Annotated in this window: 11 protein-coding genes; 6 read left to right on the forward strand and 5 right to left on the reverse strand. The window is 65.8% G+C overall.

Annotated elements, in window-relative coordinates; genetic code table 11:
- Window positions 1–106 precede the first annotated feature (106 nt).
- Window positions 107–601 carry an XRE family transcriptional regulator gene (locus LZC94_33380; protein WXB12730.1) on the reverse strand — a complete coding sequence of 165 codons (495 nt, stop codon included), beginning with the start codon at window positions 599–601 and terminating at the stop codon, window positions 107–109.
- A 333-nt stretch (window positions 602–934) separates the two neighbouring features.
- Here LZC94_33380 and cysC point away from each other — a divergent pair, with 333 nt between their 5' ends.
- Genes cysC through LZC94_33395 form a run of 3 tightly spaced genes read left to right on the forward strand, consistent with a single transcriptional unit; the run spans window position 935 to window position 4019 of the window.
- Window positions 935–1534 carry an adenylyl-sulfate kinase gene (gene cysC, locus LZC94_33385; protein WXB12731.1) on the forward strand — a complete coding sequence of 200 codons (600 nt, stop codon included), beginning with the start codon at window positions 935–937 and terminating at the stop codon, window positions 1532–1534.
- Complete coding sequence (locus LZC94_33390) at window positions 1531–3267, forward strand: nitrite/sulfite reductase (GenBank protein WXB12732.1); 1737 nt, start codon at window positions 1531–1533, stop codon at window positions 3265–3267. The genes cysC and LZC94_33390 overlap by 4 nt, the downstream gene beginning before the upstream one ends.
- Window positions 3264–4019, forward strand: a complete 756-nt coding sequence (locus LZC94_33395; protein WXB12733.1) for a phosphoadenylyl-sulfate reductase — start codon at window positions 3264–3266, stop codon at window positions 4017–4019. The genes LZC94_33390 and LZC94_33395 overlap by 4 nt, the downstream gene beginning before the upstream one ends.
- Before the next feature lie 76 nt (window positions 4020–4095).
- Here the strand turns inward: LZC94_33395 and LZC94_33400 are convergent, their stop codons facing one another.
- The 4 genes from LZC94_33400 to LZC94_33415 form a co-directional block, all read right to left on the reverse strand.
- Window positions 4096–5160: a DMT family transporter gene (locus LZC94_33400; protein ID WXB12734.1), complete on the reverse strand. Its 1065-nt coding sequence runs from the start codon at window positions 5158–5160 to the stop codon at window positions 4096–4098.
- Window positions 5161–5175: 15 nt separating this feature from the next.
- On the reverse strand, window positions 5176–6570 hold the full coding sequence (trmFO, locus tag LZC94_33405; protein WXB12735.1) for a methylenetetrahydrofolate--tRNA-(uracil(54)-C(5))-methyltransferase (FADH(2)-oxidizing) TrmFO: 1395 nt from the start codon (window positions 6568–6570) through the stop codon (window positions 5176–5178).
- 2 nt (window positions 6571–6572) lie between these two features.
- Entirely contained in the window at window positions 6573–6998 is a 426-nt protein-coding gene (locus LZC94_33410; protein WXB12736.1) for a response regulator, read from the reverse strand.
- Between the two features lie 93 nt (window positions 6999–7091).
- Window positions 7092–9257: a bifunctional (p)ppGpp synthetase/guanosine-3',5'-bis(diphosphate) 3'-pyrophosphohydrolase gene (locus LZC94_33415; protein ID WXB12737.1), complete on the reverse strand. Its 2166-nt coding sequence runs from the start codon at window positions 9255–9257 to the stop codon at window positions 7092–7094.
- Window positions 9258–9523: 266 nt separating this feature from the next.
- On the opposite strand from LZC94_33415, the gene hemW reads away from it, so the two are divergent.
- The 3 genes from hemW to LZC94_33430 all read left to right on the forward strand — a co-directional run bounded on the left by hemW (window position 9524) and on the right by LZC94_33430 (window position 16108).
- Window positions 9524–10717, forward strand: a complete 1194-nt coding sequence (gene hemW / locus LZC94_33420) for a radical SAM family heme chaperone HemW (GenBank protein WXB12738.1) — start codon at window positions 9524–9526, stop codon at window positions 10715–10717.
- 63 nt (window positions 10718–10780) lie between these two features.
- On the forward strand, window positions 10781–11302 hold the full coding sequence (locus LZC94_33425) for a hypothetical protein (protein WXB12739.1): 522 nt from the start codon (window positions 10781–10783) through the stop codon (window positions 11300–11302).
- A gap of 1254 nt (window positions 11303–12556) precedes the next feature.
- Window positions 12557–16108 (forward strand): vitamin B12-dependent ribonucleotide reductase, encoded by a 3552-nt coding sequence (locus LZC94_33430; protein WXB12740.1) that lies wholly within the window; start codon window positions 12557–12559, stop codon window positions 16106–16108.
- The last annotated feature ends 162 nt before the right edge of the window (window positions 16109–16270 follow it).

Consider the following 16270-nt stretch of genomic DNA (forward strand, 5'->3'; position numbering starts at 1 on the left):
TTCGCCGCTTCGTCCGGTCGTTCACTGCGCCGTCCGCATCATCCGCTATGGCGAAACGGCGATTCAGAATAACGAACGGTGTCTCGTGCAGCAAGCGAGGAAGCGCCTATCGCTCGTACACGATCACGTTGTGATAGCGCGCCTCGGAGCCGCCGGGGTTCTCGTATGCGTGGCCGACATCCGCCGGAAACGAAATGGAATCACCGGCGACCAAATCGTAGACCTCTCCCTCCACCCGAAGGCGGAGCGATCCCGTGAGCACCACCACCAACTCGTGCGTGCCCGGCGCATGGGCCTCGGAGACATGCGTGGAGCGCGCGGCCAGCCGGAGCTCGTACAGCTCGACCACCGGTGAAGCCCCGGCCGGGGCCAGCGGGCGGCTCTCGAGCTTTCCATCGAGGGACCGCAAAATTTGAGCGTCGCCGCGCCTCAGGATGGAGACGCCGCCCTTGGCTTCGCCAATGAGATCGGCGAAGGGCACGCCGAGGCCGACGGCGATTTTCCAAAGGATTCCCAAGGTCGGGTTCGACTTCTGCGTCTCAATCTGCGAGAGCGCCGCGCGGCTGACCCCCGAAGACTGCGCCAGATCGTCGAGCGACATGCCGCGTGCCTTGCGCCTCTGGCGGAGATTCTCTGCGACGCGGCGACCAAGCTCCGCGGCACCAATGTCATCCCCCAACGCTTCCGCGGCTCGAGCGCGCGCCCCAGGATTGCCCTTGCGAACAGCCAATCTGTCCTCCATTATTCTGGACAAATATGTGTTATACGAGACCCACACATCGCAGACCTTGTGGTTGAGCGCGCACCCTACCATGGAAGCGGATACGGGAAGTCGGGGAACCCGCGGAAATAAGGGCCTGCGTTCGACCTCGGGGGGCGTCGCGGACCACGGCCGGCCCTCGATGCTGCAAGGGACCTAGAAAGGGCGCAGAGCATGTTGGGGACGGCTGGGAAGGGGGTTGGGGGCGCTGTCGTATGGTTCACGGGGTTGTCGGGTGCCGGAAAGTCCACCCTGGCCGAAGCCCTGCTCCCTCGCCTCAAAGCGGCGGGAAAAAAGGTCGAGCTGCTCGACGGCGACATCGTCCGCACGCACCTGTCCAAGGGCCTCGGTTACTCCCGGGAGGACCGGGACCTCAACGTGGCCCGCATCGCCTTCGTGTCGCATCTCTTGGCGCGCAACGGGGTCTTCGTGCTGGTCGCGGCCATCTCGCCCTTCCGCGAGGCCCGCGATCGCGCGCGCGCCACCATCGGCGACTTCGTGGAGGTCCACGTGGCGCCGCCCCTCGACGAGTGCATCAAGCGCGACGTCAAGGGCCTCTACGAGAGGGCCCTCGCCGGGCAAATCCCACAGTTTACCGGGGTCAACGACCCTTATGAAGAGCCGCTCGCCGCCGAGGTCACCCTCGACACGAGCGCGCTCACGGTCGCGCAGGCGACCTCACGCATCCTGATCAAACTACGCGAGCTCGGCTACCTCGAAGAGTCCGAGCTCGCTCGAGCAGAGGCGCCCGGCAACGCGGCGAGTGCACCATGACCGAACACGTAGAACCCGCACGACACGCACCCTATTTGCCCCGCTACTCGGATCCGAAGGACATCGAAGACTTCGTGACCAAGCTCGAGTCCTTCGAGCGCAGCGAGCTGACCGCCGAGCAGTTCCGGGCCTTCCGTCTTCAGCGCGGCGTCTACGGCCAACGGCAGGACGGCGTGCAGATGCTGCGCGTGAAGATCCCCTACGGCCTGGTCGGCCCCGAGCAGCTCGAGGCCCTGGCCGATGTCGCCGACAACTGGGGCCACGGGATCGGCAACGTGACCACGCGGCAGAACGTGCAGTTCCACTTCGTGCAGATGAAGGACATCGAGCCGGCCATGCGGAGGCTCGATGAAGCGGGCCTCACCACCCGCGAAGCGTGTGGAAACACCGCGCGCACGGTGACGGGCTGCGAGGTGGCGGAGGTCTGCAAGGCCGCGCCGTTCGACATCAGCCCCTACGCCGAGTCGCTCACCCGCTACTTCTTGCGCCATCCGCTGTCCGGCGGCCTGCCGCGCAAGTTCAAGACGGCCTTCAGCGGCTGCGCGAGCGACTGCGCGATGACGCAAATCAACGATCTCGGCTTCATCGCCACCGTGAAGAACGGCGAGCCGGGCTTCATCGTGGTGGCCGCCGGCGGCTTGTCGACCAGCCCGCAAGCCGCCATCACCCTGCACGAGTTCGTGCACCCGGGAGAGATCGCACGGATCGGCGAAGCGATCCTGCGCTTGTTCAACCGCCTCGGCAACCGCGACAACAAGCACCGCGCGCGCTTGAAGTACGTGCTGCGCAAGCTAGGCGAGGCCAAGTTCCGCGAGACCTACGCGCAGATCCGGGCCGAGGTCGACGCCGAGGCCGCCGCGGAGCTCAAGCTGCCCGAGGCTCCGAGCCGCACGCCCGCGCCCCCGGTCGAAGCGCCCGAGGAGCGCCCCGCGGGCTTTCTCGCGTGGCGCGCCAGCGCGGTGGTCGATCAGAAGCAAGACGGCTACGCGGCCGTGTACATCCGGCTTCAACACGGCGAGCTCTCGAGCAAAGACCTGCGCGGCCTCGCCCGCATCGTGGGCCGCTTCGGCGATGGCTCAGTGCGGCTGACCATCGACCAAAACGCGCTACTGTCGTGGGTGCACCAAAAGAGCCTCCCCGCGCTTTACGCGGCCCTCACCGAGCTCGGGCTCACCCGAACCGGCGTGCACACCGCGCGCGACGTGGTGGCCTGCCCCGGCGCCGAGTCGTGCAACCTGGCCGTCACGTCGTCGCGCGCGCTCGGCGCCGCCATCACCGCGCGGCTCGAAGAAGACGACGCGCGCGAGCTGGCCGCGTCGGTCGACACCAGCATCAAGATCAGCGGCTGCCCCAACAGCTGCGGACAGCACCACGTGGCCGATCTCGGCTTCCACGGCGGCGCCAAGTCCTTCGGCAATGTGACGGTGCCGGTTTATCAGCTGCACCTGGGCGGCGGCGTCGACGAAAACGGCGCGCGCTTCGGCCGGCAGGTGGTCAAGATCATCGCCCGCAGGGTGCCGGAGGCGGTGGTCCTGTTGATGAAGCTCTACGAAACCGATCGCAAAGAGGGCGAGCGCCCGCGCCAGTTCTTCCAGCGCGTCGATCCCAAGCGCGTCACGGCCGCCCTGGCGAGCCTCGCGGGGCCGCCCGCCGCCGGCGAGCACGAAGAAGCGGACATCGGCGAGGAGCGAGGGTTCGTGGTCGATTTGAAAGAGGGCGAGTGCGCAGCATGAACGTGCCAGAGTCGCGCGCGAGCCAATCGATGACGATGACGAGCCAGGAGCTCGTCGAGGCGAACGCGCGGCTCGAGGCCGCGAGCTATGCGGAGCGTCTGGCCTGGGCCGTCGAACGATGGGGGGAGCGGCTGCTCTTCACCTCGTCGTTCGGCGCGGGCAGCGGGGTGCTGCTCCACCTCTGGAGCCAAGTCGCGCCGCATTTGCCGGTCGTCTTCATCGACACGGGTTTTCTCTTCGACGAGACCATCGCCTACAAGGATCGCTTGGTGGAGCGCCTGGGGCTGAACGTGCAGGTCGTTCGCTCGAAGATCCCGCGCGACGACTTTCTGATCGAGCACGGCGCCGACATCCAGGCGAAGAACCCCGACTTTTGCTGCGGCGTGAACAAGATCGAGCCGCTCGCGCCCATCCTGCGCGAGGCCCGCGGGTGGGTCTCTGGTCTGCGCCGCGACCAAAGCGCCACCCGCGCCGACGTACCCATCTTGCTCCCCACCGCCGAGGGCCACGTCAAGGTGCACCCCATCGCCACCATGACCGCCCCCGAAGTCGGCGCCTACCTGGAACGCCACGGCATCGAAGAACATCCGCTGCGCGCCCGGCGCTATCTTTCGATCGGGTGCTGGCCCTGCACGCGCCCCGTCCGCGAGGGCGAGGACGAACGCGCGGGGCGCTGGGCGGGGCAAGCGAAGACGGAGTGCGGTCTGCACTCCGCGCTCTACGAAGAGCCACCGACCCGACGCCCGCGCTAACCCCGATCCGAATCCCCGGCCCACGGCCCGTATCCCCAGCCCACGGCTCGGATCCCCAGCCCGGAGCCCGCACCACCTACGAGTGCAGATGCCCGTGATGCACATCCGGCGCATGCTCGTGCGTGTGCGTCACGTCCGTGTGCGCGTGCACATGGCTATGCGCTCCGGTGACCGGCGGATCGTGCACGTGGTCGTGATGCCCATCGTCGTGCCGATGCGCATGCTCATGCACCATCGCGGCATGCGTATGCTCGTGGCTATGCGCCTCGGAGAGGTGCAGATACACCGCGAGCGCGAACAGCCCCCCTGCGAGCACCGTCAGCGCGCCCGCGCGCCCGTCCGCCCCATTGGGCGCGCCCTCCAACGCCCAGGCAAGCCCCGCCCCCACGAAGGGCGCCACGGCAAACACCGACCCCGTGCGCGCCGCCCCCAGCCGCCGCTGCGCGAGCAAGTACAAACGAAGGCTCACCCCGTACCCGCTCGCGCCGCACGCCAAGAGCCCCGCCGCGCCGCGCGCCGAGGGCAGCACCTCGCCGAACGCCATTGCCAGAACCCCGGTAAACACCGCACCAAACGCCGCCTTGCGCGCGATGAGCCCCATCGGATCCAAATCCGACAGCGGCCGCGTGAGCGTGTTGTCCGCCGCCCACGCCAACGTCGCCAGCAGCACGGCCAAGAGCCCCCACCTCGCGCCCAGCGCACCGCCGGCGCTCGCCACCACCAGCAAGCCCCCACCGGCCACCATCGCCAGCACCGCCCCCCACACGCGCCCGCCGAGCGACTCCCCAAAGAACCACCGCGCCAAGAGCACGGTCGCCGCCGCCTCGAAATTGAGCAGCAACGACGCGCTGGCCGCGTCCGCGTGCTGCAAGCCCCACGCGAGCGCCGCCGGCGCCACCACGGCACCAAACATCGCCACCAGCACGATGCGCGGCAGATGCTCCCGCCGCACCCGCGCCTCCGCATCCGCGCGCCCGCGCCAGAACACCGCCACCAACGCCGCGCCCGCGTACAGCAGGCACGCCGTTGCAAACGGCCCCACCCCTGCCCCGAAGCGATGCACGAACGGCGTGGTGCTCCCAAACGCCAGCGCCGCCGCCAGAGCGAGCAGAACCCCGGCCGAGATCGGCGAGCGCGCCATCCCGCAAGTGTTGCGCTACGCCGGCGGCCTCGCAAGCGGCGCGGTGTCCAGCCAGCGCCCCAAGTCCACGAGCGCGCGCTCCGACATGGCCGCGTAGCGATCGCGCTTCTTCAAGCGGCGCGTGGCCTCCAGCGGGGGCATGCACGCCCAGGTGATGTTCGACGGCTGGTAGCTCGGCTGCTTGCGCATCAAATGCGTTCGGATCCCGCCCAGCGCCGTGGTCTCCGGCGGCGGCACCAACGCGTTGCCCGAGAGCACCTGCGCCAGCAAGACGGCACAAATATAGCCGCCGGCCGCGCTCTCCACATAGCCCTCGACCCCCGTGATCTGCCCCGCCAGAAACACGTTGGGCAGCGCCCGCAGCTGCATCCGCTCGTCGAGCAGATCGGGCGCGTTCACGAAGGTGTTTCGATGCACGCTGCCGTAGCGAAGGATCTCGCACTCCTCCAGCCCGGGGATCATCCGGAAGATGCGCGCCTGCTCGCCGTACGTCATGCGCGTCTGGAAGCCGACCAAGTTGTACGCCGTGCCCCCCGCGTCCTCCTTGCGCAGCTGCACCACCGCGAACGGCTGCTTGCCCGTGCGCGGATCGGTCAAGCCCACGGGCTTCATCGGCCCGTATGCCAAGGTCAGCTCACCGCGCCCCGCCATCACCTCGATGGGCAGACAGCCCTCGAAGTAGCGAATGTCCTCGAACGACCGCGGCGCCACCTTTTCGGCCTCGCAGATGGCGGCCACGAAGGCTTTGTACTCGGCTTCGTCCATCGGGCAGTTGATGTACGCCTCGTCGCCCAGCGCGGCGCGATCGCGGAGCACTTCGCCCTTGTCGGGCGCGTCGTCCTCGCCGCCCTTGCCCCAGCGCGACTGCCGAAACACCCTGGACTCGTCGATGGAATCCTGGCTCACGATGGGCGCGATCGCATCGTAGTAGGCGAGCTGCGAGGCGCCGATCTTCGACGCCAGATCGGCGGCGAGCTCGTCGCCCGTCAAAGGCCCGGTGGCCACGATCACGGGCTCGGCCGCCGACGCCTCGGGCAGGTGCATCACCACCCGATGCTCCACCTGGATATGCGAATGCGACCGGATCCGCGACGACACCGCCTCGGCGAAGCGCTCCCGATCCACGGCCAGCGCGCCGCCCGCCGGAACACGCGACTCCTCGGCGCACCGCAGGATCAGCGAGCCGCAGCGGCGCAGCTCCTCTTTCAAGAGGCCCACGGCGTTGACCCACGCGTTCGAACGCATCGAGTTGGAGCACACCAACTCGCAGAGCCAGTCCGTCGTTTGCGCCGGCGTCCGGCGCTCGGGCTTCTGCTCGATCAATGTGACGTGGATGCCGCGCTCGGCGAGCTGAAAGGCCGCCTCACATCCTGCCAGACCGCCACCGATCACACGCACATGCAAAGACATCGTCAGTGGGTGATAGCAGAACCGGTGTGCCTTTTGGCGGCGCGAAGCAGGTCGTCGAAGCTGAAGGGCTTCACGATGACATCGACCACGCCAAAGGCCGAGCGCGAGAAGGTCACCGCGTGGGCCGACATGACCACCACGGGCACCTTGCGCAGCTCGCGATCGCGCATCCGCCGCTCGAGAAACTCCGCGCCCGTCATGACGGGCATGTGCATGTCGAGAAAGATGACGCTCGGAAGGCCGCCTTTCTCGATCTCGGACAACGCGTCTTGTCCGTTTCGAGCCCAACCCACCGTGTATCCGGCCGCAGCCAGCAGGTCGACCAAGACCTCGAGCAAGTCCTCGTCGTCGTCGACGACGAGTATGGGTCGCGTGGCGTCTGCGTCCGCATCGAGTGGCCCCCGCATTTCTTTTTTCACGTGCTGCACGGATGCAGTTTACCGCGACCTTTGCGCCTGCGGTCTATAGTTTCAGCGCGACAGCTCAGGACGTACACGCAATACCCGACGCTCCCCCGCGCTTTACGCGCGCTCGACCGCGACGACCCCTTCCACCTTGTGAAGGGCCTTCATCACATTCTTGAGCTGGTTCATATCACTGCAAATGAACGTAAATACGTTGACGGCCCGGCCGTCATCCCCGGCGCGGCAGTTCGCTTCGCTGATGTTGATGCCTTGCGCACTGAACGTGTGACCGACCGTGGCTAAAATGCCAGGCCGATTTGCGGTGGTGACCCGCAGCTGGACGTTGCGGTTGATTTTCGCCTTCGCATCCCACGAGATTTCGACCCGGCGTGCAGGATCCGTGTCGAAGGCCTTGGGACAGCCGCGGCGGTGGATGGTGATGCCGCGACCGCGCGTGATGAAGCCGAGGATGTCGTCGCCCGGGAGCGGATTGCAGCAGCGGGCGTAGCGGACGAGGACGTCGTCGATTCCATTGAGGCGGATCCCGTCCTCGTCGCGCTTGATGACCTTGCGGACCAGGCCCTCGATGCGGCCCTCGCGCAAATCGGCGGGGGGGATGCTCTCGCGGCCGTCTTCTTCGGGCGGCGAGACCACCGCCACCACGTCGCCTGGTTTGAGCTTTCCATAGCCGATGCTGATGAAGAGCTCCTCTTGGTTCTGCACCTTGAGGGACTCGAACAGCTTGCCCAGCTCGTGGTCGTTCTTCAGGAGGCGGTTGAGGCTCACCCCCGACTTGCGCAGATCGCGCTCGAGCAGCTCGCGCCCGAGACGAAGCGACTTTTCGCGCTCCTCGGCCCGCAAGTAGTTGCGGATTTTGGCGCGGGCGCGCGTGGTGCCTGCGAGCTCCAGCCAGTCCTTCGACGGGTGTTGGTTCGGGTTGGTGATGATCTCCACCACGTCGCCGTTGCGAAGCTTGTAGCGCAGCGGCTCCATCTTGCCGTTGATGCGGCTGCCCGTGATGTGCTCGCCCAGCTGCGAGTGGATGGCGAACGCGAAGTCGATGGGCGTGGCGCCGCGCGGAAACACCCGCACGTCACCCTTGGGGGTGAAGACATAGACCTCGCCCTCGAACAGGTCGACCTTGACCCCCTCGAGAAACTCGGCCGGATCCTTGAGCTCCTTCTGCCACTCCATCAGCTGGCGCAGCCAACCGAAACGCTGCGCGTCTTGATCGGGCACCCCGCCGCCGTTTCGCTCCTTGTAGCGCCAGTGCGCCGCGATGCCGCGCTCGGCCACCCGGTGCATCTCGTGCGTGCGGATCTGGATCTCGAGGCGCTCGCGCGATGGACCGATCACGGTCGTGTGGAGCGACTGGTACATGTTCGGCTTGGGGAGCGCGACGTAGTCCTTGAAGCGGCCCGGCACCGGGGTCCACTTCGAGTGCACGACGCCGAGCGCGGCGTAGCAGTCGCTCACCGACTCGACCAAGACGCGGAACGCGATCAGATCGTGGATCTGATCGATCGTACAGTCCTGCGACTTCATCTTGCGCCAGATGGAGTACAGGTGCTTGGCGCGGCCGCTCACGTCGCACGCGAAGCCCTGCTCCGCGAGGCGCGCCAGCAAGGTCTTGCTGACGTCGGAGATGTACTTGTCCCGCTCGCGTTTGGTGCGGCTGATGGCGCTGGAAAGCTCGGCGTACGTCTCCGGCTCCAGGTGCTTGAAGGACAAATCTTCCAGCTCGCTCTTGAAGCTCTGCATGCCGAGGCGGTTGGCCAGCGGCGCATAGATGTCGAGCGTCTCGCGCGCGATGCGCTCCTGCGCATCCGGCTTCATGAACTCGAGGGTCCGCATGTTGTCCACGCGGTCGCAGAGCTTCACCAGGAGCACGCGGATGTCGCGCGCCATGGCGACCACCATCTTGCGGAAATTCTCCGCCTGGCGGTCTTCTTTCGACGTGAAGTTGATCTTCGAGAGCTTGGTGACCCCATCCACCAGGTTGGCGATCTCGTGGCCGAATTCGCGCTCGAGATCCTTGGTGGAGGCGAGCGTATCCTCCACCACATCGTGCAAGAGCCCGGCACACACGCTCGCCGTATCCAAGCGGAGCTCGGTGATGATGCCGGCCACCCCCGCGGGGTGGACGAAGTAGGGATCGCCCGACTTGCGAACCTGGCCCGAGTGGGCACGGTAGCTGAAATCGTAAGCTCGTTTGATGAGATCGGCATCAGCGAGAGGCTGATACCCTCGAACGCGCTGGATTAGGTCATCGACTTGGAGCATGGGTTAGCCTCTATGCCGGGTCCGCGCGTTGACCTTCGTGCTGGCGCTCGATGCGGGCTGACGGTGATAGGCGGCTGAAACCGAAACGTAACATTGGGTCTTTTCCCCGGCAATTGGAGACTCTGCCAAAGACTGCCAATGTGTTCGCGACCGCACCTTTTTGGCCACTTTCTCTTTTGCTCCTGTTTGCTCTCTCCCCACGTTGGACGGGCGACTGCCCGAATCGTTCGTGAGGGCCTGCGCCCATGCGATACTGGCGGGTCCCGATGAAACATAACCAGACCGGCGTGTACGTGCATTTTCCGTGGTGCCTGGCGAAGTGCCCCTATTGTGACTTTGTAAGCTACGCGAAAGAGCGCACCGCGATCGACCACTCCGGCTATGCCGATGCCGTTCTTCGCGAGCTCGATGCGCGCCGGGAGGCCATCGGCGATCGGTTCGTGGGAAGCATTTTCTTCGGTGGCGGAACGCCGAGCCTCTGGGAGCCTCGCGAGCTCGGTCGGGTGCTGCGTGCCATCCGTGAACATTTTTCGTGCGCGCCCGATCTCGAGATCACGGTGGAATGCAACCCCACCTCCTTGGACCGCGAACGCGCCGCCGCGCTGATGGACGCGGGCGTGGGCCGCCTTTCCATCGGTACGCAGTCGCTGCGCGCGGAGCAGCTGCGCTTTCTCGGGCGCCTGCACGATTCCGCGGGCGCGCTTGCCGCCATCCACGACGCGCTGGCGGCGGGCGTGCCACGCATCTCGACCGACATCATCTTCGGCCTTCCGGATCAGTCAGCCGAGGACGCCCGCGACCAAGCGCTGGCCCTCGCCGACCTCGGCCTCACGCATCTGTCGTGTTACCAGCTGACCATCGAGCCGGGCACGCAGTTCGGGGAGCTCGCCCGCCGCGGAAGGCTCCCTCTGGCCGACGACGGCCGCACGGCCGACGCCTTTCTCGCCATCGACGAGGCGCTCTCGAGCCGCGGATTCCGTCATTATGAAATATCCAACTACGCGCAGGCGGGCGAAGAATCGCGCCATAACCTCGGCTACTGGCGCGGGGAGGAGTACATCGGGCTCGGCTGCGCTGCCTTCGGCTGCATTCGCCCCGATGCCGCGGAGCCGAGCCGCGTCCGGTACCGCAACGCGATCGATCCAAAGCGGTACATCGAGGGCACCTCGACCATGCGGAGCGATCGCACGGGCGAGGGCGACGGCTTATCGATGTTCTCGGAGCGCGTCGATCCCGAGGCGCTCTTGCGCGAGAAGATCATGCTGGGCCTTCGCACCGAAGAGGGCGTCGATCTGGAGGCGAGCGCACGGGACCTCGACGTCGAAGCTTGGCCACGCGACCGAAGGCGCGCCGCCGATCGCCTCGCCTCGATGAATCGCCTCACCATCGAGGGCGGCCACTTATCGATCCCGCGCAGCGCATGGCTCTTCACGGACGACACGGCGGCGCGTCTCTTCTAACGACACGACGGCGCGACTCTTCTAAGATGGCGCCGGAAGAATCCGAAACGCCAGGAGCCACCCATGTCCGAAGAACTCGTCATCACCGCCGTCGGCCCCGATCGACCCGGAATCACCTCGGAGTTTTCGGGCCACGTGCACCGAGCCGGTGCCAACCTCGCGGACGCGCGCATGATCAACTTGCGCGGTCGCTTCGCCCTGGTGGCCCTCGTCCTCGGCGATCGTCAAACCCTCGACAACACGCGCCGCGTGCTCGAAGGCGCCGCGCGCGAGATGGGCCTCGCCATCGAATTTTCGAGCGCCGAAAAAGCCCCGCCCCGCGGCGGCGTGCCCTTCCGCCTGCGAAGCTACTCGATGGACCAACCCGGCATCGTGCACAAGCTGACCCGCTACTTGCACGAACAAGGCGTGAACATCGAAGAGCTCGAAACCCGTCTCGAGTCGGCGCCCTTCATGGGCACGCCCGTCTTCACGATGACCTTGGTGATGCTCGTCCCCAACCACGTCTCCGTCAAGGCACTGCGCCACAACCTCGACGAACTGGGCGGCGCGCTCAACTGCGACATCGATCTGGACCCAGCATAGACGCCGCATTTCGGCGCTTGCCCGACGTTTGCCGAGAAAAGAAACCGCCAGGGCGCTAGGGGCGCCGAAGGGGTGGCTTGCCTCTGACGTGCCGGAGAAAGAGAAAACCGCCAGGGCGCTAGGGGCGCAAAAGGGTGGAATGCTCTGACGGGCCGGAGAAGAGAAAACCGCCAGGGCGCTAGGGGCGCAAAGGGTGGAATGCCTCTGACGGGCCGGAGAAGAAAACCGCCAGGGCGCTAGGGGCGCAAAGGGTGGAATGCTCTGACGGGCCCAGAGAAGAGAAAACCGCCAGGGCGCTAGGAGCGCAAAGGGTGGAATGCCTCTGGGGGCTCGTTGTTTTTGTTTTTCAGCTCGGGGCCCGTAGCAGCCTCCTCTCTCTATCCATCTCTGGCTCCGGCCCCTAGCGACCCTTGCGCCCTTGCGGTTGCCTCTCTCTTTTCGAGACCTCCCCCCGCCGTCGTAGCAGCCTCCCCTCTCTATCCATCTCTGGCTCCGGCCCCTAGCGACCCTTGCGCCCTTGCGGTTGCCTCTCTCTTTTCGAGACCTCCCCCCGCCGTCGTAGCAGCCTCCCCTCTCTATCCATCTCTGGCTCTGGCCCCTAGCGACCCTTGCGCCCTTGCGGTTGCCTCTCTCTTTCGAGACCTCCCCCCGCCGTCGTAGCAGCCTCCCCTCTCTATCCATCTCTGGCTCTGGCCCCTAGCGACCCTTGCGCCCTTGCGGTTGCCTCTCTCTTTTCGAGACCTCCCCCGCCGTCGCAGCAGCCTCCCCTCTCTATCCATCTCTGGCTCTGGCCCCTAGCGACCCTTGCGCCCTTGCGGTTGCCTCTCTCTTTCGAGACCTCCACCGCGCGTCGAGCGGTGCTCAACTTGTGGACAACACCTGAACAAGGCGCGCACAAACTGGGCAGTGGCTGTATAGAACCTGTGTTCACCCCTGCACATCGTTGAAGGATCTCGTGCACTTACATGTGCAGTGATCCCCCTCCGTCAGGACAGCCACTAAGGGCGGTGTCCGAATCGCTGGACGGCCACAAGCCTTTGTGGTTAGAAGGACTTTCCGGACGCGAGCACACCAGGCCAGACGGACTGCACCCGGCAAGCACATGCGGTGCGGCGAAGAACAGACGAATCGTGACGCGGGGGCTGTTCAGGGGAACGTTCAGCATTACGTTGAGACTCTGTTCAGGAGTCGCTTTCCCTCGAACGGCCCCGTTCGTGTCCCTTCCCATCCCATTGCCAGCAACAGGAGGCGGTCATGGCAGAATCGGACTTCGGCAAAGTTTCGAACGGGCGCAACCATACGATGACGAGCAAGCAGACGAAGAAAGCGCCGGCTACGCCGAAGGCGATCGCCAGTTCCTCCCAAGCCATCACGCCGAAGACCGCTGCCACTGTTCCGGCTCACGCGCGGACCCAAGACGAGGTCCCCGTGCAGCGCTTCTACACGAAGGCCGGCATCGATCCCCTCGACCAAGTCACGTACGAGCGCCGCTCGAGCACCATCTCGAACCCCGATGGATCGGTGGTCTTCAAGATGGAAGGTGCCGAGGTCCCCGCGGGCTGGAGCCAGCTTGCCACGGACATCGTCATCTCCAAGTACTTCCGAAAGGCCGGCCTGCAGAGCGGCTCGTCGCCGTCGAAGACGAATGGCGTGGGGCTCGGTGAGGGTGAGCGGAGCGTCCGCCAAGTCGTCTACCGCATCGCGCACACGATCCGCACCACCGCCGAAGCATTCGGCGGCTACTTCGCCAGCACCGAAGCGGCGGACACCTTCGAGGCGGAGCTCTCGTACCTGCTGGTGAACCAGTACGGCGCCTTCAACTCGCCCGTGTGGTTCAACTGCGGCTTGTACCATCAGTACGGCATCGAGGGATCCGGCGGAAACTGGGCCTGGAACCCCGAGGCGGAGGAGTCCGAGCTCGCCGCCGACGGCACCTCCACCACCGAGGTCGTGGAGACCGCGAACGCCTACGGCCGGCCGCAATGCTCCGCGTGCTTCATCCAGTCCGTGCAGGACGATCTCATGGGCATCTACGAGCTCGTGAAGTCCGAGGCCCGCCTCTTCAAGTACGGCTCGGGGACGGGCACCAACTTCAGCGCCATCCGCGGCAAGCAGGAGAAGCTCTCCGGCGGCGGCACCTCCAGTGGGCTCATGAGCTTCCTCGAGGTGTTCGATCGCGCGGCCGGCGCCACCAAGAGCGGCGGCACCACGCGCCGCGCGGCCAAGATGGTCTGCTTAGATGTCGACCACCCCGAGATCGTCGACTTCATCGAGTGGAAGATGCGCGAGGAGAAGAAGGCGCACGCCCTCATCCGCGCCGGCTACTCGAGCGACTTCAACGGCGACGCGTACCACACCATCAGCGGTCAGAACTCGAACAACTCGGTGCGCGTGACCGACGAGTTCATGAAGGCGGTGCTCGCGGGCGGCAAATGGCACACGCGCATGCGCCTCACGGGCAACGTGTGCGAGACGTTCGAGGCCAAGGATCTCTGGCGCAAGATCGCCGAGGCGGCGTGGGGCTGCGCCGATCCCGGCATGCAGTACGACTCGACCATCAACCGCTGGCACACCTGCTCGAACACCTCCCGCATCAACGCGAGCAACCCGTGCTCCGAGTACATGTTCCTCGACGACTCGGCGTGCAACCTCGCCTCGGTGAACCTCATCAAGTTCCTGCGCGAGGACGGCAGCTTCGACATCGAAGGCTACCGCCACGCCTGCCGCATCTTCTTCGTCGCGCAGGAGATCCTGGTCGACCTGTCGAGCTACCCCACCAAGCGCATCGCGCAGAACAGCCACGACTATCGCCCGCTCGGCCTCGGCTACGCCAACCTCGGCTCGTTGCTCATGCAGCTCGGCGTCCCGTACGACAGCGACCAAGGGCGCGCGATCGCCGCGGCGCTCACCGCCATCATGTGCGGCCATGCGTACAAGGCGAGCGCGGAGATGGCCAAGAGCAAGGGCGCGTTCGTGGGCTTCGCCAAGAACCGCGAGCCGATGCTGCGCGTGATGAACATGCATCGCGACGCCGCGTACTCCATCTCGCGCGACGACTGCTGGCTCCCCGGTGAGCAATCGGGCAAGAACGGCGAGTCGGGCTCGCAGACAGGCGCGCACACCGGCTCGCTTTATCGCGCCGCGTGCGAAGATTGGGATGAGGCCGTGCGCCTCGGCGAGATGTACGGCTACCGCAACGCTCAGTCGACCGTGCTGGCACCCACGGGGACCATCGGCCTCTTGATGGACTGCGACACCACGGGGATCGAGCCGGACTTCGCGCTGGTGAAGTTCAAGAAGCTGGCGGGCGGCGGTTACTTCAAGATCGTCAACCAGTCCGTGCCTGCAGCGCTGGCGCGGCTCGGTTATGCGCCCGCGGAGGTGCAGGAGATCGTCGCCTACGTGAGCGGAACGAACACGCTCTTGGCGGCGCCCCACATCAACCGGCGCACCTTGAAGGAGAAGGGCTTCACCGACGAAGACCTCACCAAGGTGGAGACGGCGCTCCCGGGCGTGTTCGATCTCGACTCGGCCTTTGCGCCGTGGGTCCTCGGCGAGGCCGCGCACACGCGCCTGTCCGGCGGGACCAAGGGATCGCTGCTCGAGAAGCTCGGCTTCGGCAAGGCGGAGATTGCAGAGGCGGGCGATGTGATCATCGGGCGGATGACCATCGAGGGCGCGCCCCACCTCAAGGCCGCACACTACGCGGTGTTCGACTGCGCCAACCGCTGCGGCAAGACGGGGCAGCGCTACCTCGCCCCAATGAGCCACGTCAAGATGATGGCCGCCACCCAGCCGTTCTTGAGCGGCGCCATCTCGAAGACGGTGAACCTGCCCAACGATGCGACGATCGACGACGTCGCCAAGCTGTACGAAGAAGGCTGGCGTCTGGGGCTCAAGGCCGTCGCGCTCTACCGCGATGGATGCAAAGCGTCGCAGCCGCTCTCCAGCTCCGGCGAGTCGAAGTCCGACAAGGTGGAGTCCAAGGCAGATGCCAAGAGCACATCGAATGTGCCCGCCACGGGCATCGAGCGCCTGGATCCTTTGCCGTCCACCGCAGACCAAGGGCCGCAACTGACGCTTGCCCTGACCCCCAAGGGCACGCGCGAATATGGTGTGCGGATTCGCTTGCCGAAGAAGCGCCGAGGCTTCACACAAGAAGCACGGGTTGGCGGACACAAGATCTTCCTCCGAACCGGCGAATACGAAGATGGGCGCTTGGGTGAGATCTTCATCGATATGCACAAGGAGGGCGCGGCCTTCCGCTCACTCATGAACTGCTTCGCCATGAGCGTCTCGGTCGGCCTCCAGTACGGTGTGCCGCTGGAGACCTATATCGACCAGTTCACGTTCACCCGCTTCGAGCCGCAGGGCGTCGTCGAAGGACACCCGAACGTCAAGCTGGCGACCTCGATCGTGGACTACCTATTCCGCGTCCTTGGTGTCGAATACAAGCAACGTTACGACTTGGCGCACGTCAAACCCGAGGAAGGAAATCCGACCTTGGCCGCCGCCGACGTGCGTAACACCGTTCCCACCCACGCCAATGCGAGCATCGCACCTACGAAAGAAGCGACTGCACGCAGTGCAGCAATCCCGAATAGCGGCGGGACGTTGGAACAGCCCGGTTCCGCGAGCCTTGTTTCTGTGAGCGGAGACGGCGCACAGGCGGGATCGAGCCTCTCGGCGCATCTTGACGCGATGATGGGTGACGCACCGGTTTGCGACGTGTGCGGACATATTACCGTTCGAAACGGTGCATGCTACAAATGCCTCAACTGCGGCAACAGTATGGGGTGCAGCTAGCGCACCCTCTCTCTTTCCAGGAAGTCTTGCTTGAAACTTTTCTTCGAAGCCGGAACGGTGAGCGCAGCGGACGAAAGCGTCGCTGCGCCCCGGCGCACGCATGATGGCGACACGAACGACTCGTCGGATCGCCCTCCACCGTTACCTCGTCGCGTGTCGAGG

Source organism: Sorangiineae bacterium MSr11954, from assembly GCA_037157815.1.
GTDB classification, from domain to species: domain Bacteria; phylum Myxococcota_A; class Polyangia; order Polyangiales; family Polyangiaceae; genus Pendulispora; species Pendulispora albinea.

Excerpts from the sequence above, each read along its gene's own strand:
- LZC94_33380 (WXB12730.1), bottom strand. The coding sequence starts at position 601 with ATGTCGCTCGACGATCTGGCGCAGTCTTCGGGGGTCAGCCGCGCGGCG.
- cysC (WXB12731.1), top strand. The coding sequence starts at position 935 with ATGTTGGGGACGGCTGGGAAGGGGGTTGGGGGCGCTGTCGTATGGTTC.
- LZC94_33390 (WXB12732.1), top strand. The coding sequence starts at position 1,531 with ATGACCGAACACGTAGAACCCGCACGACACGCACCCTATTTGCCCCGC.
- LZC94_33395 (WXB12733.1), top strand. The coding sequence starts at position 3,264 with ATGAACGTGCCAGAGTCGCGCGCGAGCCAATCGATGACGATGACGAGC.
- LZC94_33400 (WXB12734.1), bottom strand. The coding sequence starts at position 5,160 with ATGGCGCGCTCGCCGATCTCGGCCGGGGTTCTGCTCGCTCTGGCGGCG.
- trmFO (WXB12735.1), bottom strand. The coding sequence starts at position 6,570 with ATGTCTTTGCATGTGCGTGTGATCGGTGGCGGTCTGGCAGGATGTGAG.
- LZC94_33415 (WXB12737.1), bottom strand. The coding sequence starts at position 9,257 with ATGCTCCAAGTCGATGACCTAATCCAGCGCGTTCGAGGGTATCAGCCT.
- hemW (WXB12738.1), top strand. The coding sequence starts at position 9,524 with ATGAAACATAACCAGACCGGCGTGTACGTGCATTTTCCGTGGTGCCTG.
- LZC94_33425 (WXB12739.1), top strand. The coding sequence starts at position 10,781 with ATGTCCGAAGAACTCGTCATCACCGCCGTCGGCCCCGATCGACCCGGA.
- LZC94_33430 (WXB12740.1), top strand. The coding sequence starts at position 12,557 with ATGGCAGAATCGGACTTCGGCAAAGTTTCGAACGGGCGCAACCATACG.